Source organism: Streptomyces sp. UG1 (genome assembly GCF_049974585.1).
Taxonomy (GTDB): domain Bacteria; phylum Actinomycetota; class Actinomycetes; order Streptomycetales; family Streptomycetaceae; genus Streptomyces.
The window spans coordinates 39,543-64,825 of sequence record NZ_JBNGGG010000036.1 but is presented as its reverse complement, the minus strand read 5'-3'; the positions used below and the strand labels follow the sequence as shown (position 1 = coordinate 64,825).

Sequence of the window (25,283 nt, the reverse complement as noted above, 5' to 3'; positions counted from 1 at the left end):
ATGCCTCAGATGGGCGATGTGAATCGCTGTGCGGGAGGCGGCTTCATGGGCAAGCGTTCGACGCTGACGGGCGGCCGGACGGTGCCGCACTCCAGCGTTGACACGCACCTGCCCGGCGACTCCGGCACCGCCCGGGACGGTCTACTGAGCACCACGACACGTCAGTGGGTGGTGCGGGCAGCGCTGCCGGCCGTGCTCGTCCTGTGGCTGCTGTCCCTGCGCGAGGTGAATCTGCGCGGGATGGACGACCTGGGCCTGTTGCAGGTTCTGCCAGTGCTGTTCTGGGTCGCCCTCGGCCTGCTCGTCGCCGGTTTCTGCCTCGCCCTGTCCGACCGGCGGACTCCCGGCGGCTGGTTCGCTGCCTACGTCCTCGGGCTGATCGCCATCCTGCACGTGACCCCCGGGCTGCTGTACCCCACGCTTCGTTACGGCTGGGCTTGGAAGCACGTTGCGGTCGTCGACGCGATGATCCGCAACGACGGCAACGTGCCGGGCGCGCAGCAGCTCGACGTCTACGACCAGTGGCCCGGCTTCTTCCATCTCAACGCGTTCGTGGTGCAGGTGACGGGCCTGGAGTCGTCGCTCGGCTATGCCGTGTGGACCCCGCCCGTCGTCAACGCCCTGCTGCTCGCCCCGCTGCTGCTGATCTACCGGTCCGTGACACGCGACCGGAGGCTGATCTGGGGGGCTGCGTGGGTCTACTACTCCTGCTCGTGGGTGGGACAGGACTACTTTGCGCCGCAGGCGTTCGCCTTCCTGTTCTTCACCACCATGCTCGCTCTTGTGGTGGGTCACCTGCCGACATCGAAGCTCGCGGTCCGCGACCCTTCGCACACGGGCCTGCCCATCGGCCGATTCGCGCTGGTGGTGCTGGTCCAGGCCGTGATCGTCTGTTCCCACCCGCTGACGCCACTGATGATGATCAGCGCACTCGTTGCGCTGTCGATTCCGCGCCGCAACAGGGGCGTGGTGCTGCCGCTCCTGGGCAGCGCGGTGCTGCTGACGCTGATCTGGGACGCCACCGTGGCGCGGCCGTACGTCTTCGCACACCTGGGTGAGTTCCTGGCCGCGGTGGTGGAGCCGGAGGCCAATGTGGTCTCCGGTCTCGCGGCCCTGGGTACCGCCGCCCCGGGGCAGGTGCTGGTGTCCTGGATCGACCGCGGTCTGTCTGCCGCGGTCTTCCTGATGGCGGCCGCCGCAGTCGTCGCCCGCCCGTGGACCCGGCGTACGGGGATGCCGCTGCTCGTCCTGGCCCCGCTGCCGGTCCTGGCGGCGAACGCCTACGGCGGTGAGATGATTTTCCGCGCCTATCTGTTCGCGCTGCCTGCGGCAGCCTTCCTGGTGTCCGCGCTGCTGTTCCAGTGGGACAGACGTCCGCGACTCGGCGCGCTTGCCGTCTCTCCGCTGGCGCTGGCCATGATCGGAGGGCTGCTCTTCGGCTACTACGGCAAGGAGGCCGCGAACTACTTCACCAAGGACGAGGTGGCGGCCGCTCAATTCATCACGGCCACCACGCCGCCGGGGTCGCTGATCATCACGCTGACCTCGGACGTGCCAGGCCTGGACATGAACTACGACCTCCATCCCCGGATCCAGCTCAACGAGCAGGACACCGACGATCGGCGCCGCGTGGCCGAGAATCCGCTGGAAGGCCTGAAACCCTTCGTCGAAGGGGCCACTGTGCGTGACCCGGCCTACATCCTGCTGAGCCGCGCCCAGGCCGCCGAGTGCTACCTCAACGGAACTCTGCCCGCCGACACGACGCGCCGCCTGGAGTCCCAGATGTCCAAGACATGGGGATTCGTTCCCGTATACCGCAATCAGGACGCCGTGGTCTACCGGTACCAGAATCCGGACAGCGGGGAGAGCCCATGACTACGCTCCGCACGCGCCCCGGGCGAGGCGGGGGATGGCCGCTCCGCCTCCTTCTCGCACTGTCCGGCTGGCTTGCCCTGGCAACGGCCACCGGCCTGCCGGACGGGTCCTTCGCGCGCGCACTGATGACCACGACGTTCCTGTTGCTCGGACCGGGGGCGGCGGCCGTGCGGTGGGCACGGCCAGGGGCGCAGTGGAGAGACGCCGGCTGGCCGGTGGTACTGGAGGCCGCCTTCCTGACCGTTGCGCTCAGCCTGTGCCTGGCGGTTCTCGCCGCGGAGGTGTTCTACCTCAGCGACGCGTTCACCCCGATCCGGGTACTGACCGCACTGGCGGCCGTCACATCCCTCCTCGCGCTGCTGCCCCGGCGCGCTGCCACTGGCGGGCGCGCGGTAGGGAGGACTCGCCCCCCGCGGACGCGCGGTCCGGCCGCGGACGAGCCGCGAGGGTGACCGCATGCGTCCCCGTGGGCTGCGAGCCGCGCTGGCTGCCATAGTGCTGCTGGTCACGGCAGCCTGTGGCAGTGGGGAGGCGTCGCAGCCGGCCCGGTCGCCCGTGCCGAGTGGCTGGAGGCTGACCTTCCACGACGAGTTCGGCGGTACGGAACTCGACACGGGCCGCTGGGTCACGTGCTATGACTGGAACCGAGACGGGTGCACCAACAGCGGTAACGACGAGGAGCAGTGGTACCTGCCCGGTCAGGTGTCCGTCGGGCAGGGTGTCCTGACTCTGAGCGCGGAGCGTCGTACGACCCGGGGCAGTGACGGCATGACGTACCCGTGGCGGTCGGGCATGGTCTCGACCGGCCGCGACCACTGGGATGCCACACCCCGGCACACCTTCACGTACGGATACTTCGAGGCGGCGATCCGGATTCCCCCGCAGGCCGGCATGTTCCCGGCCTTCTGGATGATGCCGGCGTCCCGCTTCACGCCCCCAGAACTGGACATCATGGAGTTCCTCGGGAACACTCGGCAGGTCTTCATGTACGTGCACTGGCGGGACGCGGACGCCGAGCACCGTGCGCGGGGGAGCTACGGGCCTGTCGACTTCCCTGCCGACCACCACGTGTTCGGCCTGCTGTGGACCCCCGACGAGCTGAGCTGGTACGTGGACGGTGTGCGGCGGTTCCGGGTGACCGAGCCCGAGCGGATCCCCCATGTCCCGATGGAGGTCCTGATCAATCTGGCCGTCGGAGTGCCGAGGTCGCCGCCCACCTCGGTCGACTCGGCCGAGATGAAGGTGGACTGGGTGCGCGTCTGGCAGCCGTGAGGGGCTTACGTCACTGTGCTGCCAGGGAGCGGGGCAACGCGGTGTAGGGATGGCCGATGTCCGCCCGCAGGCGCCTGTAGGTGCGCCAGGCTTTCGTCCGCGTCTTCTCCGGGAACGGCGCGACAGGGGCTCCCACACCCCGCGCCCAGGACTGGAACTCCTCGCGGTCGGTGTCGGCCCGCACCATCAGCCGCGCGATCCGCAGTGGCTCGTCCGCGCAGGAGCTGAATCCGTGGCGTACGGCGGTGGCCGAGGTCCAGCCCGAGTCGAGGACCAGGCGGCGCACCGAGCGGCTGGAATACCCGTGCGGATACGAGAAGGACTCGGCGGGGTGCCCGAGCGCCTCCTGGAGCCGCTCCTTGCAGCCCGCGATCTCCTCGCGAGCGAGGCGCCGTGGCAGGGCGTCCAGCTGTGGATGCGTCCGGGTGTGGCCGCCGATCTCGATGCCGGCCGTCTCCAGCTCCAGGACCTGAGGCCACGTCAGCATGACGGCGGGCGGGAACGGCCCGGAGCCGTCCGACGGTGCCCGGCGTCCACCGAGGGCATCCGTGGTGACGTACAGCGTCGCAGGCAGCCCTCGCGCGGCGAGCAGCGGAGCCACCGTGGAGTGGAAGTCCGCGAAACCGTCGTCGAAGGTCAGCACGGCTGACCGGGGCGGCAGGGCCGGACCGCCCCGCAGTGCCGCGACCAGACGTCGCAAGGGAATGATCACCAGCCCACTGTCCGCGAGGAGGTCGAGCTGCTCGACGAAGGCCTGGGGGCTCACGGTGAACGGCGCGATCCATGAGGGTGCGTCCATGGACACCGAGTGGTACAGAAAGACGGGGACGGGCGGGTAGGTCATGACAGCGCACCCCTTGTCGACTCCCGTACCGGCGCGGCACCGGCCGCGCCGAGGACTGCCGGTGCAGCCGGGGGCGTCACGGAGCGCAGTGCGCGTGCGGAGCCCACTGCGTAGCCCGCGACGGTGGCGCCGACACCCAGGGACAGGGCCGCCACGGTGCGCACCGGCGCCGACCTCCCCGGTCGCAGGGCACGCAGCATGGCGCGGGGGACGGTCGACCGGAGGTAGGTGCGCTCGCTGGACAGGGCGGCGGTGCCGTCGCTGTGCCGGGCGACCAGAGCCTTGGAGAGCCCTTCGGCGTAGCACCGCGATCGGAAGTACGACCAACTGGCCCGAGCCGCCGGTACTCGATGCCGGACCGCAGCCGACGGGTCGTAGAGCAGCACGGCGCGAGGGTGTCGGGACTTGATCCGCAGGCACAGCTCCGTCTCCTCGCAGCCCAGCGGCCGGGTGCCCACGCGCCCCAGATCAGTGCGGAAACCTCCGGCCGCGACGAGCTCGGACCTGCGGAAGGACATGTTGGCGCCGATGAAGTTGCGTACCGGCGCGGGCTCTTCGGGCAGTCCGCGGTAAGAACAGCCGACCACCCAGTCGAACTCGGGCGGGAACCAGTCCGGTCGGCCGGACTGCCACCAGGGAATGACCAGCCCTCCGACACCCGCCACCCGCGGGTCGGTGTACCGGGTCAACAGTCGGTCGGTCCACGACGCATGGGCGACCGCGTCGTCGTCGAGAAAGGCCACGACGTCCCCCACGGCCGCCGCCACTCCCGTGTTACGGGCGCCGGACAGACCTCGCCGGTACCGGTTGGGGATCACGCGGACCCCGGGCAGCCGGTCGCGGGCCAGTCGGTGGAGGTCCGCGCAGTGGTCGACGACCAGCACGATGTCGTCCGGCGGACGATGCTGGGACTGTACCGAGGCGAGAGCGGCCCTCAGATCGTCCCAGCGGTCGCATGTGTACGCGCAGACCACGACCGACAGGCTCGGTGCACTGTTCATGGGGTGCTCCCTTGGGTGGAAGCGAGCCAATGAGACCGTCCGATCAACAGGGGAGCCGCGATGAGGCACTCCGCCATGAGCCAGGCGACACCCGCCCCCGTCACTCCGAGTACGGGCAGCAGCAGCCCGGCCAGCCCCAGCACCAGGACGCACAGGGCGACCTGCAACCCGACCACCGCACGCATTCGCCTGCGGGCCCGCAGCACGTCCACGGCCACGCTGAAGACCAGGTTGGGAAGCGCGGCGAGGGCCAGCAGGCGCAGGAGGGTGGTGCCGTGCTCCGCGTAGCCGGGTCCGAAGAGGGCGAGTATCCAGGGGGCTCCTGCCACGATCACCAGAACGCCGGCTGTCAGCAGAATCCCGGTGTGGCGCAGCACCCGCAGTCCCTGCTCGACGAGCCGTTCGGGGCGGCGCACCACCTCGACGACCAGGGAGCTGCCCATGTTGCGCACCACCAGGAACAGCACGTAGCCGATGATCCAGGCGAGCGAGAAGTACGCACTCTGATCCGCTCCCAGGGTGTTCAGCACAAGCAGGGGCACGAGGGTGTAGGCGGCCATTCGGAACAGGGAGCCGGCGTAGTCGGCCGCCGCGTAGCTCAGCAGGCGCGGGGGGCGCATCGTGTCGGGATTCTCCCGCTCATGACGCGGCACTGCCCGTCGCAGCAGCAAGTAGTTGGCCACGAGCAGAGAGATGAACAGTGCCCCGGCCCAGGACAGCAGAATTCCGGACCGCACGGCGAGGGCGGCTCCGCCGGCCAGGAGCAGGATCTTGGCGGAGGCGAAGACCATGTTCTCCGCGACCACCCAGCCGGGACGGCGCAGTGCCGTCAGGGCACCGTCCTGCAGGACGAAGACGGTGTACGCCGCGGTCGCCGCGATGAAGCAGGTACCGAGCGCGGGGGTGCGCAGGAACCCCAGGCCGGGCGCGAGCACGGGGACGGCGAGGAGGAACGCGACGGCGACGAGAGCGCTCCACGTGGCGCTCACGGCGTAGCAGGCGAGTAGGAGTTTGCGGGTGTGCCGTCCGGAGCACGGCAGGAAGCGGATCAGGAAGTCGTTGAGGTTGAGCTGGCCGATGTTGGCCAGCAGCAGGGAGGCGGAGAGAGCCGAGTAGCTCAGCCCCACGTCCGCGTCGTCGTACCAATGGGTGGCGAACAGCCAGAAGACGGCGCCGACCCCCGCGTTGATCAGAGAACTGATCGCGAGCAGGTGGCCGTTGCGTACGAGCGGCTCGCTGGGCAGAACGCGTGCGATGCCGGTCCGTACCGAGGTCACCAGCGGTCGTGCCCTGGCGCAGGGGCGTGATCCGCCCGCTGTACGGGCTCGTCCGGAATCCCTGAGGTCCCGTGACGCGTACACGGTCCCTCCTCAGCCCGGGCGGCTGCCGCCACCGTTCAGTCGGCGGCTGCGCAGATAGCCGAACGGCCCGTACAGCAGCCCGCGCAGCTCCAGCAGGGCCAGTCGCCGGGACCACGCGCTGTCCGCCGACACCTGGTCGTGAGCCCTGGACAAGCCGTACCGGACGCCTCCGGGCAAGGCACGGAGCAGGGCCGGGAGCATGCGGGGTTCATGGACCACGGCGGCGGTGAGATAGGCGCCGAGCCCGGCGCCGTAGCCGAACGCCTGCTGGTCCAAAGCCTCGCGTGCGCTGCGATGGCGGTGCCATACGATCGCGTCCGGCTGGTAGGCCAGAGTGTGACCCGCTGCCAGCACCCGGAAGAAGGCGAGCAGGTCGTCTCCGCCGTGGGCGGGGGTGCCTACGCCCGTCGCCGGATCGAATCCGCCCTGTGTGCGCAGCGCCTCCACCCGGAAGGCCATGTTGGTGCCGGAACCGAAGCGGCCGGCGGTGAAGGGGAAGAGCGGGTCGTCCGGCGGGTGCCTCAGCGACCAGGTGCGGTATTCGTAGCCCTTGGCGAACCGGCCGTGCCGTTCCAGGGTGTCCTGCGCTGCGGTCCGCAGTTCGGCGGGGACGATGAGGCCGGTGACGCACGTGATGCCGGGGGCCCGGGTGAAGCCCTCGGCGAGGGCCGGCAGCCATCGCGGATCGACCAGGGTGTCGTCGTCGGTGAACGCGGCGATGTGGCCCCGGGCGGCGGCGAGGCCACGGTTGTGCGCGCGGGCCAGACCGGCCCTCGGCTCCCTGAGGTAGCGGAGCCGGTGCCGATACTTGCTCAGGACCAGGCGCGCGGTGGCGTCATCGGCGGGCGCGTTGTCCACGACGATCACCTCGAACCACGGGTACTCCGTGCGCAGCAGGGTGTCGAGGCACTGCCGAAGCAGTTCCGGCCTGTTGTGCGTGGCGACGATCACGCTGGCGGGGGGAGCCGACGCGCACGACCGGAGGCCCGCTACGGAGCTCTGCGGCCGGTTGCCGCGCGCCTCGTGCACCGGTGCCGGGCGGCCGGTCGCGTCGGGCGGCTGACGCCGGAGCTGTGGGAAGCCGAATCGGCGGTCGGCCGTTTCGGCCAGGGCCAGCCACAGTTCGGCGGGACCGCCGCTCGGGGCCTGGTCGCCGGATGCCATGACCAGGCCGAGCGGGTGGCCTCGAAGTCGTACGAGGGCCAGGACCGGTGGTTGCGGATGGGCCAGGCCCTGACCACCCGGCGGGCGGAACTCGTACGGCCGCACCAGATCCATGTCGACGACGTCGACCGGGGTGTATGGGCCGGAGGATGTCGTGCTCGACGTCGGGCGACGGGTGGTGCCGTTCACTTGCCGGTGGACAGAATTCATGCCGGGCTCCGCTCGCACCGTGCGGCCGACCATGCCCTGGGCCGCTCGGAGAGCAGGGTGCGCAGCACCCGCCGACCGTCGGAGATGGCGTGCAGGTTGGAGCGTCCGCTGCGGCGAGGCAGTTCGAGGCTCGGGACCTCGGCGATGCGCAGACCGGAGCACAGAGCGTGCGCGATCATCTCGGTCTCGATCTCGAAACCGGAGGAGTGCAGGTCGAGATCGTCCAGGAAGCTGCGGCGGAAGGCGCAGAACCCATAGCACAGATCGGTCAGCGACGCGTGGTACAGGTGGTTCACGGCGGTCAGCAGCACGTGGTTGCCCAGTTGCCTGAACCATGTGATGTCCAGTGAGCCGCCGCCGGCGATGAACCGCGACCCCTTCACGAAGTCGTAGCCGTGATCCAAGAAGTGCAGGAAGTGCGGGATCTCCGTGGGGGACATGCTGCCGTCCGCATCCATCATGACGATGTAGTCGCCGGTCGCGGAGCGGAAGCCGGTGCGCAGTGCGTTGCCTTTGCCCGGGCCGCTCTGCGGGACGCTGCGGACACCGGGCAGACACTCCCTGGCCATGTGCACGGTGGCGTCGACGGAGGCGCCGTCGACCAAGATCACTTCGTCGACGCAGTCCGGAATCTGTGCGAAGACCCATGGGATGTTGCGCGCCTCATTGAGGGCCGGCACAACGAGGGTGACGGTCGCTGGAGGTCGCGGATGGTCGTCCGCCCTGCGCAGGGGATGGGTATCGGGCCGCCGGAGGGGTGTGGTGTGTTGGTTGAGCCGCGAGGAGTTCATGGTGCCGGTCTCTTCGGAGAGCGATGCGGTGGACGCCGGTCGTGCGGGCGACGCCGTATATTTACGCTGTATACATGCCTATTTTGCCCATTTCGGGCAAGTGGTCAAGGTGTGGTGCGGTGGTATACCGGCGCTCATGGCGAGGCCCCCGGTCACATCGCGTGGTGTGAGCGATGCCGGGGGCCTTGGTGCGGTAGTCGGCCGTGGGCCTGGTCGCCTAGGGCCTGACCAGGAGCTGGAAGTCGAACGCGTACCGGGACGCGCGGTAGATGTGCGTCCCGTACTCGACCGGCCGGCCCGTGTCGTCGTACGCCGTGCGCTGCATCGTCAGCAGCGCGGAGCCCTCCCGCTCGTCCAGCCGCCCGGCCTCCTCGGCGGTGGCGCAGCGGGCGCCTATGGTCTGGCGGGCGCTGTGCAGGGTGATGCCGACCGCGCGCATCATCCGGTACAGGCCCGTCGCCTCCAGCTTGCCGGTGTCGAGGTCGAGCAGGCTCGCCGGCAGGTAGTTGCAGAGGATGGCCACCGGCTGGCCGTGCGTGCAGCGCAGCCGCTCGAGGAGCGTGACCTCCGCGCCCTCCGCGATGCCGAGCGCGGCGGCGATGTCGGCGGCCGCCGGGACCCGCTCGTTGCGGACGACCTCGGTGGTCGGGCCCTGCCCGGCCGCCTCCAGGTCGTCGTAGAGGCTGCTGAGCTCCAGCCCGCGCTTGACCTGGCTGTGCACCACCTGGGTGCCCACCCCGCGCCGCCGCACCAGCAGGCCCTTGTCGACGAGCGACTGGATCGCCTGCCGGACGGTGGGCCGGGACAGGCCCAGCCGCACCGACAGGTCGACCTCGTTGCCCAGGAGGTTGCCCGGGGCGAGGGCACCGTGCTCGATCGCCGACTCCAGCTGCTGGGCGAGCTGGTAGTACAGCGGCACGGGACTGCCCCGGTCCAGGGCGAAGTCCAGCGAGTCCAGCGCGGAGGCGGAGCCGGCACGTGCGGAGCCGCGGGTCTTCGCCATGGGACGACCTCCCTGTCCGGGTGTCAGGAGTTGCTGGGGAATCCGAGGTTGATGCCGCCGTCGGACGGGTCCGGCCAGCGGGTGGTGATCACCTTCCCCTGCGTGTAGAAGGCGATGCCGTCGTTGCCGTAGATGTGCAGATCGCCGAAGAGCGAGTCCTTCCAGCCACCGAAGGAGTGGTAGCCGACCGGCACCGGGATCGGCACGTTCACACCGACCATGCCCGCCTTCACCTCCAACTGGAAACGGCGGGCGGCGCCGCCGTCCCGGGTGAAGATCGCGGTGCCGTTGCCCCAACGGGAGTCGTTGATGAGCTTGATGGCCTCCTCGTACGTCTGCGCACGCACCACCGCCAGCACCGGGCCGAAGATCTCGTCCCGGTACGCGTCCGCCGTCAGCGGCACCCGGTCGAGGAGCGAGACACCGAGGAAGAAGCCCTCTGCGCACTCGGGGTGGCCCTCCACCGAGTAGCCCGTGCCGTCCACGACGACCTCGGCGCCCTGCTCGGCCGCGCTCGCCACGTACGAGGCGACCTTGTCGCGGTGCTCGCGCGTGATCAGCGGGCCCATCTCGGAGGCCGGGTCGTTGCCGGGGCCGATCTTCAGGTTCTTCGCGCGCTCGGCGATCTTGCCGACCAGCTCGTCGCCCGTGTCGCCGACCGCGACCACGACCGACACGGCCATGCAGCGCTCGCCCGCCGAGCCGTACGCGGCGTTGATCGCCTGGTCGGCGGCGAAGTCCAGGTCGGCGTCCGGCAGGACCAGCATGTGGTTCTTGGCGCCGCCCAGCGCCTGCACGCGCTTGCCGTGCTCGACCGCCTTGAGCTGGATGTACTTCGCGATCGGGGTGGAGCCGACGAAGGACACCGCCTCGATGTCCGGGTGCTCCAGGAGCCGGTCCACGGCGACCTTGTCGCCCTGCACGACGTTCAGCACACCGTCCGGCAGCCCGGCCTGGGAGGCCAGTTCGGCCAGCCGGAAGGACGCCGACGGGTCCTTCTCGCTCGGCTTGAGCACGAAGGTGTTGCCGCACGCGATGGCCAGCGGGAACATCCACATCGGCACCATGGCCGGGAAGTTGAACGGCGTGATGCCGGCGACCACGCCCAGCGGCTGCCGGATCGAGGCCACGTCCACCCGGGTCGACACCTGCGTCGACAGCTCGCCCTTGAGCTGCACGGTGATCCCGCAGGCCAGCTCCACGATCTCCATGCCGCGCGCGACCTCGCCGAGGGCGTCGGAGTGCACCTTGCCGTGCTCGGCGGTGATCAGCTCGGCGATCTCGTCGCGGTGTGCGTCCAGCAGCTCGCGGTACTTGAACAGGATCGCCGTGCGCTTGGCCAGGGAGGACTGGCCCCAGCTCTCGAACGCCGTCCTGGCGGAGGCGACGGCGGCGTCCACCTCGTCCACGGTCGCGAAGGCGACCTGCTTCTCCTGGGCGCCGGTGGCCGGGTTGTAGACGGGGCTGAAGCGGCCGGAGGTGCCCTCCACCGGCTTGCCGTCGATCCAGTGGGTGATGGTCTTCATGGTGCGAAAGGGCCTTTCTCGAGGGTGGGTTCAGAGGTGACGACGGCGTCCGGCGGCGTGCTGGTCGTACCGTTCGCGGGCTTCGACGGCGGGCTCGCGGGAGGCGACCTCTGCCACGGGCACGTCCCACCAGGCCTCGGGGCCCGGCGAGGTCGGGTTCATGATGTCCGTCTCGACATACACACAGGTGGGCCGGGCGGAGGCGCGGGCCGCGGCCAGCGCCTCGCGCAGCTCGCCCACCGTCTTGACGCGCAGCACGTCCATGCCGAGGCTGGCCGCGTTGGCGGCGAGGTCGACGGGAAGCGGGGCGCCGCTGAAGGTGCCGTCGGCGGCCCGGTAGCGGTAGTCGGTGCCGAAGCGCTCGGCGCCGGTCTCCGCCGACAGCCCGCCGATCGAGGCGTAGCCGTGGTTCTGGATCAGCACGATGTTGACCGGCAGCCCCTCCTGGACCGCGGTCACGATCTCCGTCGGCATCATCAGATAGGTGCCGTCGCCGACCAGCGACCACACGGCTGTGTCCGGGGCGGCCTGCTGGATGCCGATCCCGGCCGGGATCTCGTAGCCCATGCAGGAGTAGCCGTACTCCAGGTGGTACTGGCGCGGCGAGCGGGCCCGCCACAGCTTGTGCAGGTCGCCGGGGAGCGAACCGGCCGCGTTGATCACCACGTCGTCGTCGCCGACGACCGCGTCCAGCGCGCCCAGCACCTGCGTCTGCGTCGGCACGGCCGTCTCGTCGTCGGCGCGGTAGGCGGCCTCGACGACCGCGTCCCAGCGCTCCTTGCCGACGCGGTACTCGGCCTCGTACGCCTCGCTCACGCGGTGCCCGGCCAGGTCCTCCAGCAGCTTCTCGAGCCCGGTCCGCGCGTCGCAGACCAGCGTCCGCGCGGCGAGCTTGTGCGCGTCGAACCCGGTGATGTTGAGGTTGACGAAGCGCACGTCCGGGTTCTGGAAGAGGGTGCCGGAGGCGGTGGTGAAGTCCGTGTACCGGGTGCCGACGCCGATCACCAGGTCCGCGGCGCGCGCGATGTCGTCGCTGACCGAGGTGCCGGTGTGGCCGATGCCGCCGAGGTCGGCCGGGTGGTCGTAGCGCAGCGAGCCCTTGCCCGCCTGGGTGGAGGAGACCGGGATGCCGGTGGCCTCCACGAACGCCTTGAGCGCGGCCTCGGCCTCGCTGTGGTGGACGCCGCCGCCCGCGACGATCAGCGGGCGCTCGGCGGCCCGGATCGCCTCGACGGCCGCCGCCAGCTCGACCGGGTCCGGCGCGGGGCGTCGTACGTACCAGACGCGCTCGGCGAAGAACTCCTCGGGCCAGTCGTACGCCTCCGCCTGCACGTCCTGGGGGAGGGCCAGCGTCACCGCGCCGGTCTCGGCCGGGTCGGCGAGCACCCGCATGGCGTTCAGCGCGGACGGGATCAGGGCCTCGGGGCGGGTGATCCGGTCGAAGTACTTCGACACCGGGCGCAGGGTGTCGTTGACCGACACGTCCGCCTCGGTCGGGTGCTCGAGCTGCTGGAGCAGCGGGTCGGGGGCGTGCGAGGCGAAGTAGTCGCCGGGGAGCAGCAGGACCGGGAGGCGGTTGATGGTGGCCAGGGCCGCGCCGGTGACGAGGTTCGTCGCGCCCGGGCCGATCGACGTCGTCACGGCCTGCGCGGACAGGCGGCCCAGCTGCCGGGCGTAGCCGACGGCCGCGTGCACCATCGACTGCTCGTTGCGGCCCTGGTGGTAGGGCATGACCTCCTCGCCCGCCTGGAGCAGGGCCTGCCCGAGGCCGGCGACATTGCCGTGGCCGAAGATGCCCCAGGTGCCGGCGATCAGCCGGTGCCGTACGCCGTCGCGCTCGGTGTACTGGGCGGACAGGAACCGCACCAGCGCCTGGGCGACGGTCAGGCGGACGGTGGATTGGCTCATCGGGGACCTCACTGGGACGGAGCGGTGTAGAGGGGCAGACGGGGGTCGACGGGCTGGTCCGGCCAGGTGCCGCGGACCCAGGCGTGGTCGGGGTGGTCGCAGATCAGCCAGGCGCGCTCGGCCTCGGGACCGGCCATGACGTTGAGGTAGTACATGTGGTGGCCGGGCACCGCCATCGAGGGGCCGTGCCAGCCGTCGGGGATCAGCACGACGTCGCCGCCGCGCACCTCGGCCAGGACGTCGGTGTTCCTGCCGTGTCCGGACGGGGAGACACGCTGGTAGCCGAGGCCGGGGGTGCCCTCGTGGTCGGCGAACTCGAAGTAGTAGATCTCCTCCAGCACCGACTCCTCGCCGGGGCGGTGCTCGTCGTGCTTGTGCGGCGGGAAGGACGACCAGTTGCCGCCCGGCGTGATGACCTCGACCGCGATGAGCTTGTCGCACTCGAAGACCCCGGCCGCGCCGAAGTTGTTCACCTGGCGGCTGCTGTTGCCGGTGCCGCGCAGCTCCACCGGCACCGACGACGCGGGGCCGTAGCGGGCCGGCAGGCGCCGCGCGCAGCGCGCGCCGGTCAGCGCGAACCGTCCGCCCGCGGCGGACGAGACGGTCGCACGGGCGTCGCGCGGCACATAGGCGAAGTCGCTGACGCCGCTGAACACGCTGTCCCGGCCGGTGATCCGGAAGGTGTCATGGCCGAAATCGTCCGTCGCCTCGAGAGTGCAGCCGCCGTTCAGCGACAGCACGATCCACTCGCTGTCGCCGGTCTCGAAGGTGTGCGAGCCGCCGGGCGGCAGCTCCAGGACCTTCAGGCTGGAGTAGCCCCAGCCCGCCTTCTCGGGCGTGACGTCCACGACGTACTCGCCGCCGAGCGCCTTTCCCGCGGGAAGGTGATACGTCATCGTGTTCCTCCGCCTCACAATCCGTGTCACAACAGGCCGACGGCCGTGTCCACCGCCGTCTCCACACTGCCCTCGGCCGGGTAGAGCAGTGAGCGGCCGACGACCATCCCCTGGACCGTGGGCAGCCTGAGCGCCTTGCGCCAGCGCTCGTACGCCCCCTCCTGGTCGTCCCCGACCTCGCCGCCCAGCAGAACGACGGGGAGCGTGGACGTCTCAAGGACCTCGGCCATGTCGTCGGGGTCGTCGGTGACGGGCAGTTTCAGCCAGGTGTAGGCCGAGGTGCCGCCGAGGCCCGACGCGATGGCGATCGACTTGGTGACGGCCTCGGCGGACAGGTCGTTGCGCACCTTGCCGTCGATCCGCCGGGAGATGAACGGCTCGACGAACAGCGGGAGCCGCAGCGCCGCCATGGCGTCGATGGCGCGGGCCGTGGACTCCAGGGTGGTCAGCGAGCCGGGGTCGTCGTAGTCGATGCGGACCAGCAGCTTGCCCGCGTCGAAGCGCAGGCGGGCCATGTCCTCGGCGCGATGGCCGGTGAAGCGGTCGTCCATCTCGAAGGACGCGCCCGCCAGGCCCCCGCGGTTCATGGAGCCCATGACAACCTTGTCGTCGAGAACGCCGAGCAGCAGCAGGTCCTCCAGGATGTCGGCGGTGGCCAGCACTCCGTCGACGCCGGGCCGGGACAGCGCTATGCAGAGTCGTTCCAGCAGATCGGCCCTGTTGGCCATCGCCAGCCGCCGGTCGCCGACGCCGAGGGCGCCGCGGGCGGGGTGGTCGGCGGCCACGATCATCAGGCGGCCGCTGTCGCCGATCAGCGGGCGGCGCACCCTGCGGGCGGCGGCCTCCGCGATCGCCTCGGGGTGCCGGGCTCTGACCGCGGTGAGGTCGGGGATGGTGATGCTCAAGGAAAGCTCCGTTCGGGGATGGCTCGGCAGGCCGTCACGACGCCTGTGCGAGGAGGTTCTCGACCTCGGACTCGGTGGGCATCGCGGAGGAGCAGGCGAGACGGGAGGCGACGAGCGCGCCGGCGGCGTTGGCGTACCGCATGACCTTCTCCAGCTCCCAGCCGGACAGCAGCCCGTGGACCAGCGAGCCGCCGAAGGCGTCGCCCGCGCCGAGTCCGTTGGCGACCTCGACCGGCACCGGCGCCACCTCGGCCTCGGTGCCGTCGCGGTGTACCGCCAGGACGCCCTTGGGGCCCTGCTTGACGACGGCCAGCTCCACGCCGGCCGCCAGCAGCGCCTCGGCGCAGGCGCGCGGCTCACGGACCCCGGTGGCGACCTCGCACTCGTCGAGGTTGCCGACGGCGACCGTCGCGTGCCGCAGGGCCTCGGCGTAGTACGGGCGGGCCTCCTCGGGGTCCCGCCAGAACATGGGGCGCCAGTCGAGGTCGAAGACCGTGGTGCCCGCCTTGTCGCGCGCCTTGAGGGCGGCGAGCGTGGCGGAGCGGCTGGGCTCCTCGCTCAGGCCGGTGCCGGTGATCCAGAAGACACGGGCCGCGCGGACCGCCCAGTAGTCCAGCTCGTCGGAGTGAATCTCCAGGTCAGGGGCCTTAGGCTGCCGGTAGAAGTACAGCGGGAAGTCGTCCGGCGGGAAGATCTCGCAGAACGTCACCGGTGTCGGATACGCGGCGACGGGCGTCACCCAGCGGTCGTCGACGCCGAAGCCCTTGAGGGCCTCGTGCAGGTAGGCGCCGAAGGGGTCGTCGCCGGTTCGCGTGATCACGGCGGTGGTGCGGCCGAGCCGGGCGGCGGCGACCGCGACGTTCGCGGCGGAGCCTCCGAGGAATTTGCCGAACGTCTCCACCTGCGTCAGAGGGAGGCCGGACTGCAAGGGGTAGAGGTCGACTCCTATTCTTCCCATCGTGATCAAGTCGAAGGACTCGGCTGACTCGGCCATGCGCGACGCTCCTAGAGCTGGACAGGGGGTGCGGCTCCCGAGGAGCCTGCCGCCTCCCAGGTGTAGGACGTGGAGGCCGATGCTGTCAATACTTTGTACTTACATTCGGACCTGAGTGTGAAATGATGTCTTAACAAAGTATTGACAGCGGGCGCATCCAGCGATTGGATCCCGTCCCAGCGCAACCGCCGTGTTCCACGGCACACGACCCGGACATCTTCCACTGGTCCGGGCCACTGATCCCAGTGATCACGCCCTTTCCCCCGTCGCACACCCCGTCGCACAGTGAGGTGCTGGAAAGATGGACCGCTATTACCCCCGCTCCCGCCGCATGGCCTCCGTGGTCGCCGTGGCCGCCGCTGCCACGCTGATCCTCGCCGGCTGCTCCAGCAGCTCCGGCGGCAAGGAGGCCGAGGAGAGCGCGGAGGGCGCCTCCGCGGGCAAGGCAAACACCCCCCGGATGACGGTCGCCCTGGTGACGCACCAGGCGCCCGGTGACACCTTCTGGGACATCGTCCGCAAGGGCGCCGAAGCGGCCGCCGCAAAGGACAACATCAAGCTGGACTACTCCGCCGACCCGAACGCGGGCAACCAGGCCACCCTGGTGCAGACCGCGATCGACAAGAAGGTCGACGGCATCGCCATCACCCTCGCCAAGCCCGACGCCCTCAAGGACGTCATCAGCAAGGCGAAGGCGGCGAACATCCCTGTCGTCGGCCTCAACTCCGGCGTCAGCGAATGGCAGAAGCTCGGCCTGATGGAGTTCTTCGGCCAGGACGAGTCGGTGGCCGGCGAGGCGCTCGGCAAGCGGCTGAACGAGGCCGGCGCCAAGAAGGCCGTCTGTGTCGTCCAGGAGCAGGGCAACATCGGTCTCACCCAGCGCTGTGACGGAGTGAAGAAGACGTTCGAGGGCTCCCTCGAGAACCTGAACGTCAACGGGACGGACATGCCGTCCGTGAAGTCCACGATCACCGCCAAGCTCAAGCAGGACAGCGACATCGACTACGTCGTCACCCTCGGCGCCCCGTTCGCCATGACGGCCACGCAGTCGGTGGACGAGACGGGCAGCAAGGCGAAGGTCGCGACTTTCGACCTGAACAAGGAGCTGACCGGAGCTATCGCCAAGGGCGACATCGAGTTCGCCGTCGACCAGCAGCCCTACCTCCAGGGCTACCTGGCGATCGACTCCCTGTGGCTTTACAAGAACAACGGCAACTACATGGGCGGCGGCGAGGCACCGGTGCTGACCGGACCTGCCTTCGTCGACAAGACGAATGTCGAGACGATCGACAAGTTCGCCGCGAAGGGCACTCGGTGACGAACATGACCCAACAGGCTGAGCCGGCGGTGACCACACCGCCGGCCCCCGGCCCCAGCAAGGAAACCGACGGGCGAACGCAGCAGCGGCCACTGGCGCTGCGTCTGCTCGCCCGTCCTGAGGTGGGAGTCTTCCTCGGCGCCGTCGCGGTGCTGATCTTCTTCCTCATCACGGCACCACCCGTGCGCGACGGCAGCTCGATGGCCAACATCCTCTACCAGTCGTCGACCATCGGGATCATGGCCCTCCCGGTCGCGCTGCTGATGATCGGCGGCGAGTTCGACCTGTCGGCCGGTGTCGCGGTGATCACCTCGGCCCTGACCGCGAGCATGCTGAGCTACCAGCTCACGATGAACGTCTGGGTCGGTGTGATCGCGGCGCTGATCGTGTCGCTCGCGATCGGCATGTTCAACGGCTGGCTGCTGGTGAAGACCGGGCTGCCGAGCTTCCTGGTCACCCTCGGCACGTTCCTGATCCTGCAGGGCGTGAACCTCGCGGTGACCAAGCTGGTCACCGGCAACGTCGCCACCGACAACATCAGCGACATGGACGGCTTCGACCAGGCCAAGGCGATCTTCGCCTCCTCGTTCGAGATCGGCGGCGTCAACGTCAAGATCACGGTCGTGTGGTGGCTGGTCTTCGCCGCCCTTGCCACCTGGGTGCTGCTGCGCACCAAGTACGGCAACTGGATCTTCGCGGTCGGCGGCAACAAGGCCAGCGCCCGCGCGGTCGGTGTCCCGGTGACGTTCACCAAGATCTCGCTGTTCATGCTGGTCGGGTTCGGTGCCTGGTTCGTCGGTATGCACAACCTGTTCTCCTTCAACACCGTCCAGTCCGGTGAGGGCGTGGGCCAGGAGCTGATCTACATCGCCGCGGCAGTGATCGGCGGATGCCTGCTGACCGGCGGCTCCGGCTCGGCGATCGGCCCGGTCTTCGGTGCCTTCATGTTCGGCATGGTCCAGCAGGGCATCGTCTACGCCGGCTGGAACCCCGACTGGTTCAAGGCCTTCCTCGGCGTCATGCTCCTCGGCGCCGTCATCATCAATCTGTGGGTCCAGCGCACGGCGACCCGGAGGTGACCCGAATGACGAGCAAAGAAACCGGCACCCACGGCGCCGTCCTCGCGGACAAGGCCCCCGAGAAGGACGCCCCGGTCGTCGAGTTGAAGGCCGCGGGCAAGTCCTACGGCAACATCCGTGCCCTGCACGGCGTCGACCTGAAGGTCTTCCCCAACGAGGTCACCTGCGTCCTCGGCGACAACGGCGCCGGCAAGTCCACCCTCATCAAGATCATCTCCGGCCTGCACCAGCACACCGAGGGCGAGTTCCTCGTCGACGGCCGACCGGTGCGCTTCTCCACCCCGCGCGAGGCCCTCGACAAGGGCATCGCCACCGTCTACCAGGACCTCGCCGTGGTCCCGCTGATGCCGGTCTGGCGCAACTTCTTCCTCGGCTCCGAGATGACCAAGGGCCCCTGGCCCCTGCGCCGCCTCGACATCGAGCAGATGAAGAAGACCGCCGACCACGAGCTGCGCGAGATGGGCATCATCCTCGATGACCTGGAGCAGCCCATCGGCACCCTGTCCGGCGGCCAGCGCCAGTGTGTCGCCATCGCCCGCGCCGTCTACTTCGGCGCCCGGGTGCTGATCCTGGACGAGCCCACCGCCGCCCTCGGCGTCAAGCAGTCCGGTGTGGTGCTGAAGTACATCGCCGCCGCCCGTGACCGCGGCCTCGGCGTCATCTTCATCACCCACAACCCGCACCACGCCTACATGGTCGGCGACCACTTCAGCGTCCTGCGGCTGGGCACCATGGAGCTGAACGCCTCCCGCGACGAGGTGAGCCTGGAAGAGCTGACCAACCACATGGCCGGCGGCGCCGAACTCGCCGCACTCAAGCACGAGCTGAGCGCTGTCCGCGGTGTCGACGTCGAGGAACTGCCCGAAGAGGCCGACCTCACCGCACCCGTGGCGAGCGCGGAAGGGAAGTCCTGACATGACCCCTGTGCTGGACCGCATCCGCGTGGGCTCGGCCCCCGACTCCTGGGGCGTCTGGTTCCCCGACGACCCCGTACAGGTGCCCTGGGAACGCTTCCTCGACGAGGTCGCCGAGGCCGGTTACGACTGGATCGAGCTGGGACCGTACGGCTATCTGCCCACCGACCCGGCGCGGCTGACCGAAGAGATCGACAAGCGCGACCTCAAGGTGTCGGCGGGCACGATCTTCACCGGCCTGCACCGCGGCCCCGCCGTCTGGGAGTCCACCTGGCAGCACGTCAGCGAGGTCGCCGCGCTCACCCAGGCCATGGGCGCCAAGCACCTCGTCGTCATCCCGTCCTTCTGGCGGGACGACAAGACCGCCGAGATCCTGGAGCCGCCGGAGCTCACCGGTGAGCAGTGGGCGCACCTGACCAAGGGCATGGAGCGGCTCGGGCACGAGGTGCGCGAGCGGTTCGGCCTCGACATCGTGGTGCACCCGCACGCCGACACCCACATCGACACCGAGGCGCACGTCGAGCGCTTCCTCGACTCGACCGACTCCGACCTGGTCAACCTCTGCCTGGACACCGGTCACTACGCCTACTGCGGCGGCGACAGCGTCAAGCTGATCGAGACCTACGGCGAGCGCATCGGCTATCTGCACCTCAAGCAGGTGGACCCCGAGATCCTCGCCGACGTGGTGCGCGACGAGATCCCGTTCGGGCCCGCGGTCCAGCGCGGCGTGATGTGCGAACCCCCGGCCGGCGTACCGGAGCTGGGGCCGGTCCTGCAGGCGGCGCAGAAGCTGAATGTGGACCTGTTCGCCATCGTCGAGCAGGACATGTACCCCTGCGAGCCGGACAAGCCCATGCCCATCGCGGTCCGTACCCGCAAGTTCCTGAGGTCCTGCGGCGCCTGACGACCCGAAAGGACGGCCGATCACCATGACCCAGCGTCCGTACCCGCTCGGAGTCGCAGTCATCGGTACCGGAAAGATGGGCGCGGACCACGTCCGCCGCATCGAGGAAGTCATCAGCGGGGCTCGGGTGACCGCTGTGGTGGACGTCGACGCGGACCGTGCGAAAGCCGTCGCGGCCCGCGTCGACGGCTGCGCGGTCCACACCGACCCGGCCGCCGCGATGGCGGCGGCCGACGTCGACGCGGTGATCGTCGCCTCGCCGGGCACTGCCCACGAGGCGGCGCTCCTCGCGGCCTTCGAGCACGACCTGCCGGTGCTGTGCGAGAAGCCGCTCACCCCGGACGCGGCCGCCGCGCTGCGCGTGATGGAGGCCGAGCAGGGGCTCGGGCACCGCCGGGTCCAGGTGGGCTTCATGCGGCGCTACGACGCCGAGTTCATGAAGCTCAAGTCCCTGCTGGGGACGGGTCAGTTGGGCCGTCCCCTGATGGTGCACAACCGGCACCGCAATGTCGCCAGCCCGCCCGGCTGGACGTCCGAGATGCTCATCAACGACTCGGTGACGCACGAGATGGACGTGACGCGCTGGCTGCTCGGCCAGGAGATCACGGCCGTCACCGTGCTCGCCCCGACGCCCTCGGGGAACGCGCCGGACGGCATCAGCGACCCGCAGTTCGTCGTGTTCGAGACCGACGGCGGCGCCGTCGTCGACGTCGAGATCTACGTCAACTGCGGCTTCGGCTACCAGGTCCAGGCCGAGGTCGTCTGCGAGCGCGGCACCGCCCGCGTCGGCGACGGCCACGCCATGGTCACGCACGCCGCCGGCCGCTGGGGCGGCACCATCGCCCAGGACTACATCGAGCGGTTCGCCGACGCCTACGACCGTGAGGTCCAGGCCTGGGTGGACGCCACCCGGCGCCGCGAGGTCACCGGCCCGAGCGCCTGGGACGGCTACGCCGTGGCCGCGGTGTGCGAGGCGGGCGTACGGGCGCTTCAGGAGGGCGGCCGGGTCCCGGTGGACCTGGTCGACCGGCCGGCGCTGTACGCGGCTTGACGGCCCGCCGGCCCGTGGGCCCGCCCTGACCGAGGGCCGGCGGGGCGGGACGGCTGAGGGCCGGGGAAGCATCCCCGGCCCTCAGCCGTGTCCGTCGTACGGTCCCTCAGCCCGCGAGCGTCGTACGCGGCCGCGGCTCGAAGCCCGCCGCGCGGTAGGACTCGTCGATCAGCGTCATCGTCGCCAGCGCGTCCTCCGCGTCCAGCGGCAGCGGCGCGTCCCGGCGTATGTGCGCGGCGAGCGCCTCCAACTGGTAGGTGTACGACGAGCGCGTGCCGAGCCGCTCGGTCCGCTCACCGTCCGCCGTGCGCACCACGACCCGGTCGTCCCGGTGCGGCAGCACGAAGTTCGGGGCGAACGCCTCGCCCCGGGTGCCGACGATCCGGCAGCTCATCTCCAGCTCGCCGTACGCCATGTGGCAGCGCGCGGACGCGGTCGCCCCGCCGGGGAACGCCAGCTCGGCGTCCAGCCACTCGTCGACACCGGGCGCCCCGGCCCGCTCCCCGCCGCGTGCCGAGACCAGCCGCGGCGCACCGCCCGCCCAGGGCGCGAGCATCCGCACCGCGTGCAGGCTGTAGCAGCCGAGGTCCATCACGGCCCCGCCCGCCAGCGGCAGCGACCAGCGCGGGTCGGAGTCGTCCGGTGCCGGAATGGCGACCAGCGTCTCCACCCGCTGCAGCTCGCCCAGTTCACCGCTCGCCAGGAGCTCGTGCAGGCGCCGGGTGACCGGGTGGAAGAGGTAGTGGAACGCCTCCATGAAGACTGCCTGGGCCTTCGCGCTCGCCTGCAGCACCTCGGACGCCTCCTCGGCGTTGCTCGCCGACGGCTTCTCCGTCAGGACGTGCTTGCCGGACGCGAGCGCGGCGAGGTTCCACGGCCCGTGCAGACCGTTGGCGAGCGGGTTGTAGACGACCTCGACCTCGGGGTCGGCGAGCAGATCGGCGTAGGAGTCCACCACCCGCTCCACGTCGTGCTCGTCGGCGAACGCCGCGGCGCGGGACCGGTCGCGCGCGGCCACCGCGACGAGGCGGTGGCCGGTCGTGCGGGCCGGGCCGACGAGGGAGAGCTCGGTGATGCGTGCCGCGCCCAGCACTCCGATGCGCAGCGGCTGCGGGCCCGAGTCGTTCATGCCTGCCGTACCTCCTGGATCGTCACGGGGCGGTGCTCCTTCAGCGACAGTGTGCACGCATCGGCGATCCAGCCCGCCTCCAGGGCGTCCTCGATCGTGCACGGGGAGGGCCGGGAGCCGGCCACGACCTCGGTGAACGCGGTGAGTTCGGCGCGGTAGGCCGCGGTGAAGCGGTCCATGAAGAAGTCGTGCGGGGTGCCCGCCGGGAAGGTCACGCCGGGCTCGACCGAGCGCAGCGGCAGCTTGTCCTCCAGGCCGACGGCGATGGAGTCCTCGAAGCCGTGGATCTCCATGCGGACGTCGTAACCCCGGGCGTTGTGACGGGAGTTGGACACCACCGCGATCGTGCCGTCGTCCAGGGTGAGGATCGCCCCGGTGGTGTCGGCGTCGCCCGCCTCCTTGATGTAGTCGGCGCCCTTGTTGCCGCCGACGGCGTACACCTCGCTCACCTCACGGCCGGTCACCCAGCGGATGATGTCGAAGTCGTGCACCGAGCAGTCCCGGAAGATGCCACCGGAGGCGGCGATGTACGCGGCGGGCGGCGGCGCCGGGTCAAGGGTGGTCGACCGTACGGTGTGCAGCTTGCCCAGCTCACCCGCCTGCACGGCGGCGCGGGCGGCGACGAAACCGGCGTCGAAGCGGCGGTTGTAGCCGATCTGGATCGGCACCCCCTTGCCCTGGACGGCCTTCAGCACCTCGACGCCCTCGCTCATGGTCCTGGCGACGGGCTTCTCGCAGAAGACGGGGATGCCGGTCTCGACACCGGCCAGGATCAGCGCCGGGTGGGCGTCGGTCGCGGCGGCGACGACGATGCCGTCCACGCCGGCCGCGAGCAGGGCCTCGGGCGAGTCCACGACCTCGGCGCCGAACCGCTCCGCGGCGGCCTTGGCGGCGTCCGCGAAGGGGTCGGTGACGACGAGGGAGTCGACCGCGTCGAGCGCGGACAGGGTCTCGGCGTGGAAGGCGCCGATGCGGCCGAGGCCGAGGATGCCGATTCGCATGGGGATGGTGCTCCTATGGAAGGGTGCGGGTTTCTTGCGGGGAGTTCTCAGTCTTCTTGCGGGATCTCAGTCGAGTCCTCCGAGCACGTTCTGGTCCCAGTCGATCACGGAACCCGTGACCACCCCGGACCGCTCGGACAGCAGGAACACCACGAAGTCGGCGATCTCGTCCGGCTGGCCCAGTTTGCCCATCGGCAGCTTCGCGGCAGCCTCGGCACGCCAGTCGTCGCCGGCCCCGTGGAAGGCCTTCTGCGTGGCGTCCTCGCCCTCCGTCGCCGTCCAGCCGATGTTCAGGCCGTTGACGCGGACCCGGTCCCAGCGGTGGGCGTGCGCGGCGTTGCGGGTCAGGCCGACGAGGCCGGCCTTGGCGGCGACGTACGGCGCGAGGAAGGGCTGCCCGCCGTGCGCCGAGGACGTGATGATGTTGACGATCGTGCCGGGCGCCTTGCGGGCGACCATGTCCGAGACGGCGGCCTGCATCGCGAAGAACGGCGCCTTGAGGTTGATCGCGATGTGCTGGTCGAACAGCTCGGGCGTGGTGTCGAGCAGCGTGCCCCGGGACGTCAGGCCCGCCGAGTTGACCAGGCAGTCGATCCGCCCGTACGCGTCCACGACCTCCGCGACGGAGGCCTTCGCCCGCTCGGCGTCCGCCAGGTCGGCCTGCACGAACATGGCCTTGCCTCCGTCGGCGGCCAGCTCGGCCACCAGCGCCTCACCGGGTTCCGGGCGCCGTCCGGTGACCGCCACGACCGCTCCCTCGCGGACGGCGGCCCGCGCGACGGCGGCCCCCACGCCCTGGCTGCCGCCGTTGACGAGGACGACCTTGTCGTCGAGAAGTCCCATGTCTTCCGGGTCCTTTCAGCTCTGGCGCCGCTCGGCGCCGGCCCGCAGCTCGTCGCGCAGCGACTCGGGCGTCCAGGCCTCGCGCAGCGCCCGCCGTACGACGTCCGCCTGCGAGGGCGGGGCCATCCCGTCCACCGGCGGATCGCTGTCGAGGTTGGTGGGGAACGGGTAGCCCTCGGCGCTCGCGGCGATCACGTGCTCCAGCCACGCCTCGTCCGCGCCCTGCGCCCGGCGCCGCAGCAGCACGGGGAAGACGGCGTTCGTCACCGCCTCGCGGTCCACGGTCTCCATCGCCCGCCCGAACGCGGAGGACACCTGCAGCAGGTTTGCCATGCGCCGGATGTCCGCCGACCGGTTTGTGCCGGCCGCGTGGAACAGCGCCGGGTTGAAGAAGGCCGCGTCACCCTTGGCGAGCGACAGCTGGACGTGGTGCGCCTCGAAGTACTCCCGGAACTCGGGCAGCCGCCACGCGAGGTAGCCGGGCTCGTAGGTCTGCGAGTACGGCAGGTACATCGTGGGCCCGGACTCCACCGGCATGTCGCAGTGCGCGACCGCGCCCTGGAGGGTGAGCACGGGGGAGAGGGCGTGGACATGGGCCGGGTAGGCGGCCGCGACCTCGTTGGAGAGGAAGCCCAGGTGGTAGTCGCGGTGCGCGGACTGCGCCGCGCCGCCCGGGTTGACCACGTTGACCTGTGAGGTCACCTGGTAGCCGGGGCCGAGCCAGGCGGTCGAGACCAGGGCCAGTACGTCGTTGGCGTAGTAGTCGGCGAAGGCCTCCGGGTCGTGGCGGGCCGCCTTCTCCAGCGCGTTCCAGACCCGGTCGTTGGCGCCCGGCCTGGCGAAGTGGTCCCCGGCGGTGGCGCCCGAGGCGCGCTGCCCGGCGATCAGGGCGTCGAACACGGCACTGAGCCGGTCGACGACCTCCAGGTCCGGGAAGGCGCCCTGGAAGACCACGATGCCCGGTCCGTCGGTGAGGGCGCGGACCAGTTCGGCCCGCACTCCACGGCGGTCCTCGGTCTTGCGGAGCCGGTCGCTGTCGTAGACCAGGACGCCCTGTTCCACGGCGGAGGCGTACGGGTAGTCGGCGAGGCCGGTCGTCCGCTCCAGGAGCTCACGGAACTCCGCGAGGTCGCAGTCGCGCTCGGACAGCCAGGCACGGCGGTGCACGGAGGTGAAGGACATCGGCGTCCTCTCGGTGACAGGGGCGACTCGGTGACAGGGACGACTCAGCGGTGCCATTCTTGTCATGACAATCCCGTCGAACAACCAGCAGCCGCCCATCAAAAACCCCTCA

General features: G+C 70.4%; 23 protein-coding genes. 8 read left to right on the top strand and 15 right to left on the bottom strand.

Features of this window, described 5'->3' with window-relative positions:
* The first annotated feature begins 45 nt into the window (after positions 1-45).
* From ACP4J3_RS34725 to ACP4J3_RS34715, 3 genes are read left to right on the top strand one after another with little or no spacing between them, the layout of a single operon-like run.
* Positions 46-1,875, top strand: a complete 1,830-nt coding sequence (locus ACP4J3_RS34725; protein ID WP_426540278.1) for a glycosyltransferase — start codon at positions 46-48, stop codon at positions 1,873-1,875.
* A complete protein-coding gene (locus tag ACP4J3_RS34720; RefSeq protein WP_426540277.1) occupies positions 1,872-2,327 on the top strand; it encodes a hypothetical protein in 456 nt (151 codons plus the stop codon). Before ACP4J3_RS34725 ends, ACP4J3_RS34720 begins: the two co-directional genes overlap by 4 nt.
* A 4-nt stretch (positions 2,328-2,331) precedes the next feature.
* Positions 2,332-3,147, top strand: coding sequence for a glycoside hydrolase family 16 protein (locus tag ACP4J3_RS34715; protein WP_426540276.1), 816 nt, complete (start codon positions 2,332-2,334; stop codon positions 3,145-3,147).
* 10 nt (positions 3,148-3,157) lie between these two features.
* Here the strand turns inward: ACP4J3_RS34715 and ACP4J3_RS34710 are convergent, their stop codons facing one another.
* The 11 genes from ACP4J3_RS34710 to iolC form a co-directional block, all read right to left on the bottom strand.
* A complete protein-coding gene (locus ACP4J3_RS34710; protein WP_426540275.1) occupies positions 3,158-3,991 on the bottom strand; it encodes a polysaccharide deacetylase family protein in 834 nt (277 codons plus the stop codon).
* Positions 3,988-4,992 carry a glycosyltransferase family 2 protein gene (locus ACP4J3_RS34705; protein ID WP_426540274.1) on the bottom strand — a complete coding sequence of 335 codons (1,005 nt, stop codon included), beginning with the start codon at positions 4,990-4,992 and terminating at the stop codon, positions 3,988-3,990. The genes ACP4J3_RS34710 and ACP4J3_RS34705 overlap by 4 nt, the downstream gene beginning before the upstream one ends.
* On the bottom strand, positions 4,989-6,269 hold the full coding sequence (locus ACP4J3_RS34700) for a lipopolysaccharide biosynthesis protein (RefSeq protein WP_426540273.1): 1,281 nt from the start codon (positions 6,267-6,269) through the stop codon (positions 4,989-4,991). Before ACP4J3_RS34700 ends, ACP4J3_RS34705 begins: the two co-directional genes overlap by 4 nt.
* Positions 6,270-6,362: 93 nt before the next feature.
* On the bottom strand, positions 6,363-7,727 hold the full coding sequence (locus tag ACP4J3_RS34695) for a glycosyltransferase family 2 protein (protein WP_426540272.1): 1,365 nt from the start codon (positions 7,725-7,727) through the stop codon (positions 6,363-6,365).
* The gene (locus ACP4J3_RS34690; protein WP_426540271.1) at positions 7,724-8,518 is read right to left on the bottom strand and encodes a glycosyltransferase family 2 protein; all 795 of its coding nucleotides are present in this window, start codon (positions 8,516-8,518) and stop codon (positions 7,724-7,726) included. The genes ACP4J3_RS34695 and ACP4J3_RS34690 overlap by 4 nt, the downstream gene beginning before the upstream one ends.
* A 217-nt stretch (positions 8,519-8,735) precedes the next feature.
* Complete coding sequence (locus ACP4J3_RS34685; RefSeq protein ID WP_426540270.1) at positions 8,736-9,521, bottom strand: GntR family transcriptional regulator; 786 nt, start codon at positions 9,519-9,521, stop codon at positions 8,736-8,738.
* A gap of 23 nt (positions 9,522-9,544) precedes the next feature.
* Positions 9,545-11,047, bottom strand: a complete 1,503-nt coding sequence (locus tag ACP4J3_RS34680) for a CoA-acylating methylmalonate-semialdehyde dehydrogenase (RefSeq protein ID WP_426540269.1) — start codon at positions 11,045-11,047, stop codon at positions 9,545-9,547.
* A gap of 30 nt (positions 11,048-11,077) precedes the next feature.
* A complete protein-coding gene (gene iolD, locus ACP4J3_RS34675) occupies positions 11,078-12,955 on the bottom strand; it encodes a 3D-(3,5/4)-trihydroxycyclohexane-1,2-dione acylhydrolase (decyclizing) (protein WP_426540268.1) in 1,878 nt (625 codons plus the stop codon).
* Between the two features lie 8 nt (positions 12,956-12,963).
* The gene (gene iolB, locus ACP4J3_RS34670) at positions 12,964-13,851 is read right to left on the bottom strand and encodes a 5-deoxy-glucuronate isomerase (RefSeq protein ID WP_426540267.1); all 888 of its coding nucleotides are present in this window, start codon (positions 13,849-13,851) and stop codon (positions 12,964-12,966) included.
* A 26-nt stretch (positions 13,852-13,877) separates the two neighbouring features.
* Positions 13,878-14,756, bottom strand: coding sequence for a Cgl0159 family (beta/alpha)8-fold protein (locus tag ACP4J3_RS34665; RefSeq protein WP_426540266.1), 879 nt, complete (start codon positions 14,754-14,756; stop codon positions 13,878-13,880).
* A gap of 34 nt (positions 14,757-14,790) precedes the next feature.
* Positions 14,791-15,750 carry a 5-dehydro-2-deoxygluconokinase gene (gene iolC, locus ACP4J3_RS34660; RefSeq protein ID WP_426540265.1) on the bottom strand — a complete coding sequence of 320 codons (960 nt, stop codon included), beginning with the start codon at positions 15,748-15,750 and terminating at the stop codon, positions 14,791-14,793.
* A gap of 301 nt (positions 15,751-16,051) precedes the next feature.
* On the opposite strand from iolC, the gene ACP4J3_RS34655 reads away from it, so the two are divergent.
* From ACP4J3_RS34655 to ACP4J3_RS34635, 5 genes are read left to right on the top strand one after another with little or no spacing between them, the layout of a single operon-like run.
* On the top strand, positions 16,052-17,068 hold the full coding sequence (locus ACP4J3_RS34655; RefSeq protein ID WP_426540264.1) for a sugar ABC transporter substrate-binding protein: 1,017 nt from the start codon (positions 16,052-16,054) through the stop codon (positions 17,066-17,068).
* Between the two features lie 5 nt (positions 17,069-17,073).
* Positions 17,074-18,147 carry an ABC transporter permease gene (locus ACP4J3_RS34650; protein WP_426540263.1) on the top strand — a complete coding sequence of 358 codons (1,074 nt, stop codon included), beginning with the start codon at positions 17,074-17,076 and terminating at the stop codon, positions 18,145-18,147.
* A gap of 5 nt (positions 18,148-18,152) precedes the next feature.
* A complete protein-coding gene (locus ACP4J3_RS34645) occupies positions 18,153-19,061 on the top strand; it encodes an ATP-binding cassette domain-containing protein (protein ID WP_426540262.1) in 909 nt (302 codons plus the stop codon).
* A gap of 1 nt (position 19,062) precedes the next feature.
* Positions 19,063-19,965, top strand: coding sequence for a sugar phosphate isomerase/epimerase family protein (locus ACP4J3_RS34640; protein WP_426540261.1), 903 nt, complete (start codon positions 19,063-19,065; stop codon positions 19,963-19,965).
* Between the two features lie 25 nt (positions 19,966-19,990).
* Entirely contained in the window at positions 19,991-21,016 is a 1,026-nt protein-coding gene (locus tag ACP4J3_RS34635; RefSeq protein WP_426540260.1) for a Gfo/Idh/MocA family protein, read from the top strand.
* Between the two features lie 106 nt (positions 21,017-21,122).
* Here ACP4J3_RS34635 and ACP4J3_RS34630 read toward each other — a convergent pair whose 3' ends face one another.
* The 4 genes from ACP4J3_RS34630 to ACP4J3_RS34615 all read right to left on the bottom strand — a co-directional run bounded on the left by ACP4J3_RS34630 (position 21,123) and on the right by ACP4J3_RS34615 (position 25,171).
* Positions 21,123-22,145, bottom strand: a complete 1,023-nt coding sequence (locus ACP4J3_RS34630; RefSeq protein WP_426540259.1) for a Gfo/Idh/MocA family protein — start codon at positions 22,143-22,145, stop codon at positions 21,123-21,125.
* A complete protein-coding gene (locus tag ACP4J3_RS34625) occupies positions 22,142-23,146 on the bottom strand; it encodes a Gfo/Idh/MocA family protein (protein WP_426540258.1) in 1,005 nt (334 codons plus the stop codon). The genes ACP4J3_RS34630 and ACP4J3_RS34625 overlap by 4 nt, the downstream gene beginning before the upstream one ends.
* A gap of 66 nt (positions 23,147-23,212) precedes the next feature.
* Positions 23,213-23,989, bottom strand: coding sequence for an SDR family oxidoreductase (locus ACP4J3_RS34620; protein ID WP_426540257.1), 777 nt, complete (start codon positions 23,987-23,989; stop codon positions 23,213-23,215).
* Positions 23,990-24,004: 15 nt separating this feature from the next.
* Entirely contained in the window at positions 24,005-25,171 is a 1,167-nt protein-coding gene (locus tag ACP4J3_RS34615; protein ID WP_426540256.1) for a phytanoyl-CoA dioxygenase family protein, read from the bottom strand.
* Positions 25,172-25,283: the final 112 nt, after the last annotated feature.

Coding starts and splice junctions, on each gene's coding strand:
- ACP4J3_RS34715 (WP_426540276.1), top strand. CDS start 2,332: ATGCGTCCCCGTGGGCTGCGAGCCGCGCTGGCTGCCATAGTGCTGCTG.
- ACP4J3_RS34620 (WP_426540257.1), bottom strand. CDS start 23,989: ATGGGACTTCTCGACGACAAGGTCGTCCTCGTCAACGGCGGCAGCCAG.
- ACP4J3_RS34615 (WP_426540256.1), bottom strand. CDS start 25,171: ATGTCCTTCACCTCCGTGCACCGCCGTGCCTGGCTGTCCGAGCGCGAC.
- ACP4J3_RS34645 (WP_426540262.1), top strand. CDS start 18,153: ATGACGAGCAAAGAAACCGGCACCCACGGCGCCGTCCTCGCGGACAAG.
- ACP4J3_RS34680 (WP_426540269.1), bottom strand. CDS start 11,047: ATGAAGACCATCACCCACTGGATCGACGGCAAGCCGGTGGAGGGCACC.
- iolB (WP_426540267.1), bottom strand. CDS start 13,851: ATGACGTATCACCTTCCCGCGGGAAAGGCGCTCGGCGGCGAGTACGTC.
- ACP4J3_RS34630 (WP_426540259.1), bottom strand. CDS start 22,145: ATGAACGACTCGGGCCCGCAGCCGCTGCGCATCGGAGTGCTGGGCGCG.
- ACP4J3_RS34720 (WP_426540277.1), top strand. CDS start 1,872: ATGACTACGCTCCGCACGCGCCCCGGGCGAGGCGGGGGATGGCCGCTC.
- ACP4J3_RS34690 (WP_426540271.1), bottom strand. CDS start 8,518: ATGAACTCCTCGCGGCTCAACCAACACACCACACCCCTCCGGCGGCCC.
- ACP4J3_RS34640 (WP_426540261.1), top strand. CDS start 19,063: ATGACCCCTGTGCTGGACCGCATCCGCGTGGGCTCGGCCCCCGACTCC.
- ACP4J3_RS34650 (WP_426540263.1), top strand. CDS start 17,074: ATGACCCAACAGGCTGAGCCGGCGGTGACCACACCGCCGGCCCCCGGC.
- iolD (WP_426540268.1), bottom strand. CDS start 12,955: ATGAGCCAATCCACCGTCCGCCTGACCGTCGCCCAGGCGCTGGTGCGG.
- iolC (WP_426540265.1), bottom strand. CDS start 15,750: ATGGCCGAGTCAGCCGAGTCCTTCGACTTGATCACGATGGGAAGAATA.
- ACP4J3_RS34625 (WP_426540258.1), bottom strand. CDS start 23,146: ATGCGAATCGGCATCCTCGGCCTCGGCCGCATCGGCGCCTTCCACGCC.
- ACP4J3_RS34725 (WP_426540278.1), top strand. CDS start 46: ATGGGCAAGCGTTCGACGCTGACGGGCGGCCGGACGGTGCCGCACTCC.
- ACP4J3_RS34705 (WP_426540274.1), bottom strand. CDS start 4,992: ATGAACAGTGCACCGAGCCTGTCGGTCGTGGTCTGCGCGTACACATGC.
- ACP4J3_RS34685 (WP_426540270.1), bottom strand. CDS start 9,521: ATGGCGAAGACCCGCGGCTCCGCACGTGCCGGCTCCGCCTCCGCGCTG.
- ACP4J3_RS34655 (WP_426540264.1), top strand. CDS start 16,052: ATGGACCGCTATTACCCCCGCTCCCGCCGCATGGCCTCCGTGGTCGCC.
- ACP4J3_RS34710 (WP_426540275.1), bottom strand. CDS start 3,991: ATGACCTACCCGCCCGTCCCCGTCTTTCTGTACCACTCGGTGTCCATG.
- ACP4J3_RS34695 (WP_426540272.1), bottom strand. CDS start 7,727: ATGAATTCTGTCCACCGGCAAGTGAACGGCACCACCCGTCGCCCGACG.
- ACP4J3_RS34635 (WP_426540260.1), top strand. CDS start 19,991: ATGACCCAGCGTCCGTACCCGCTCGGAGTCGCAGTCATCGGTACCGGA.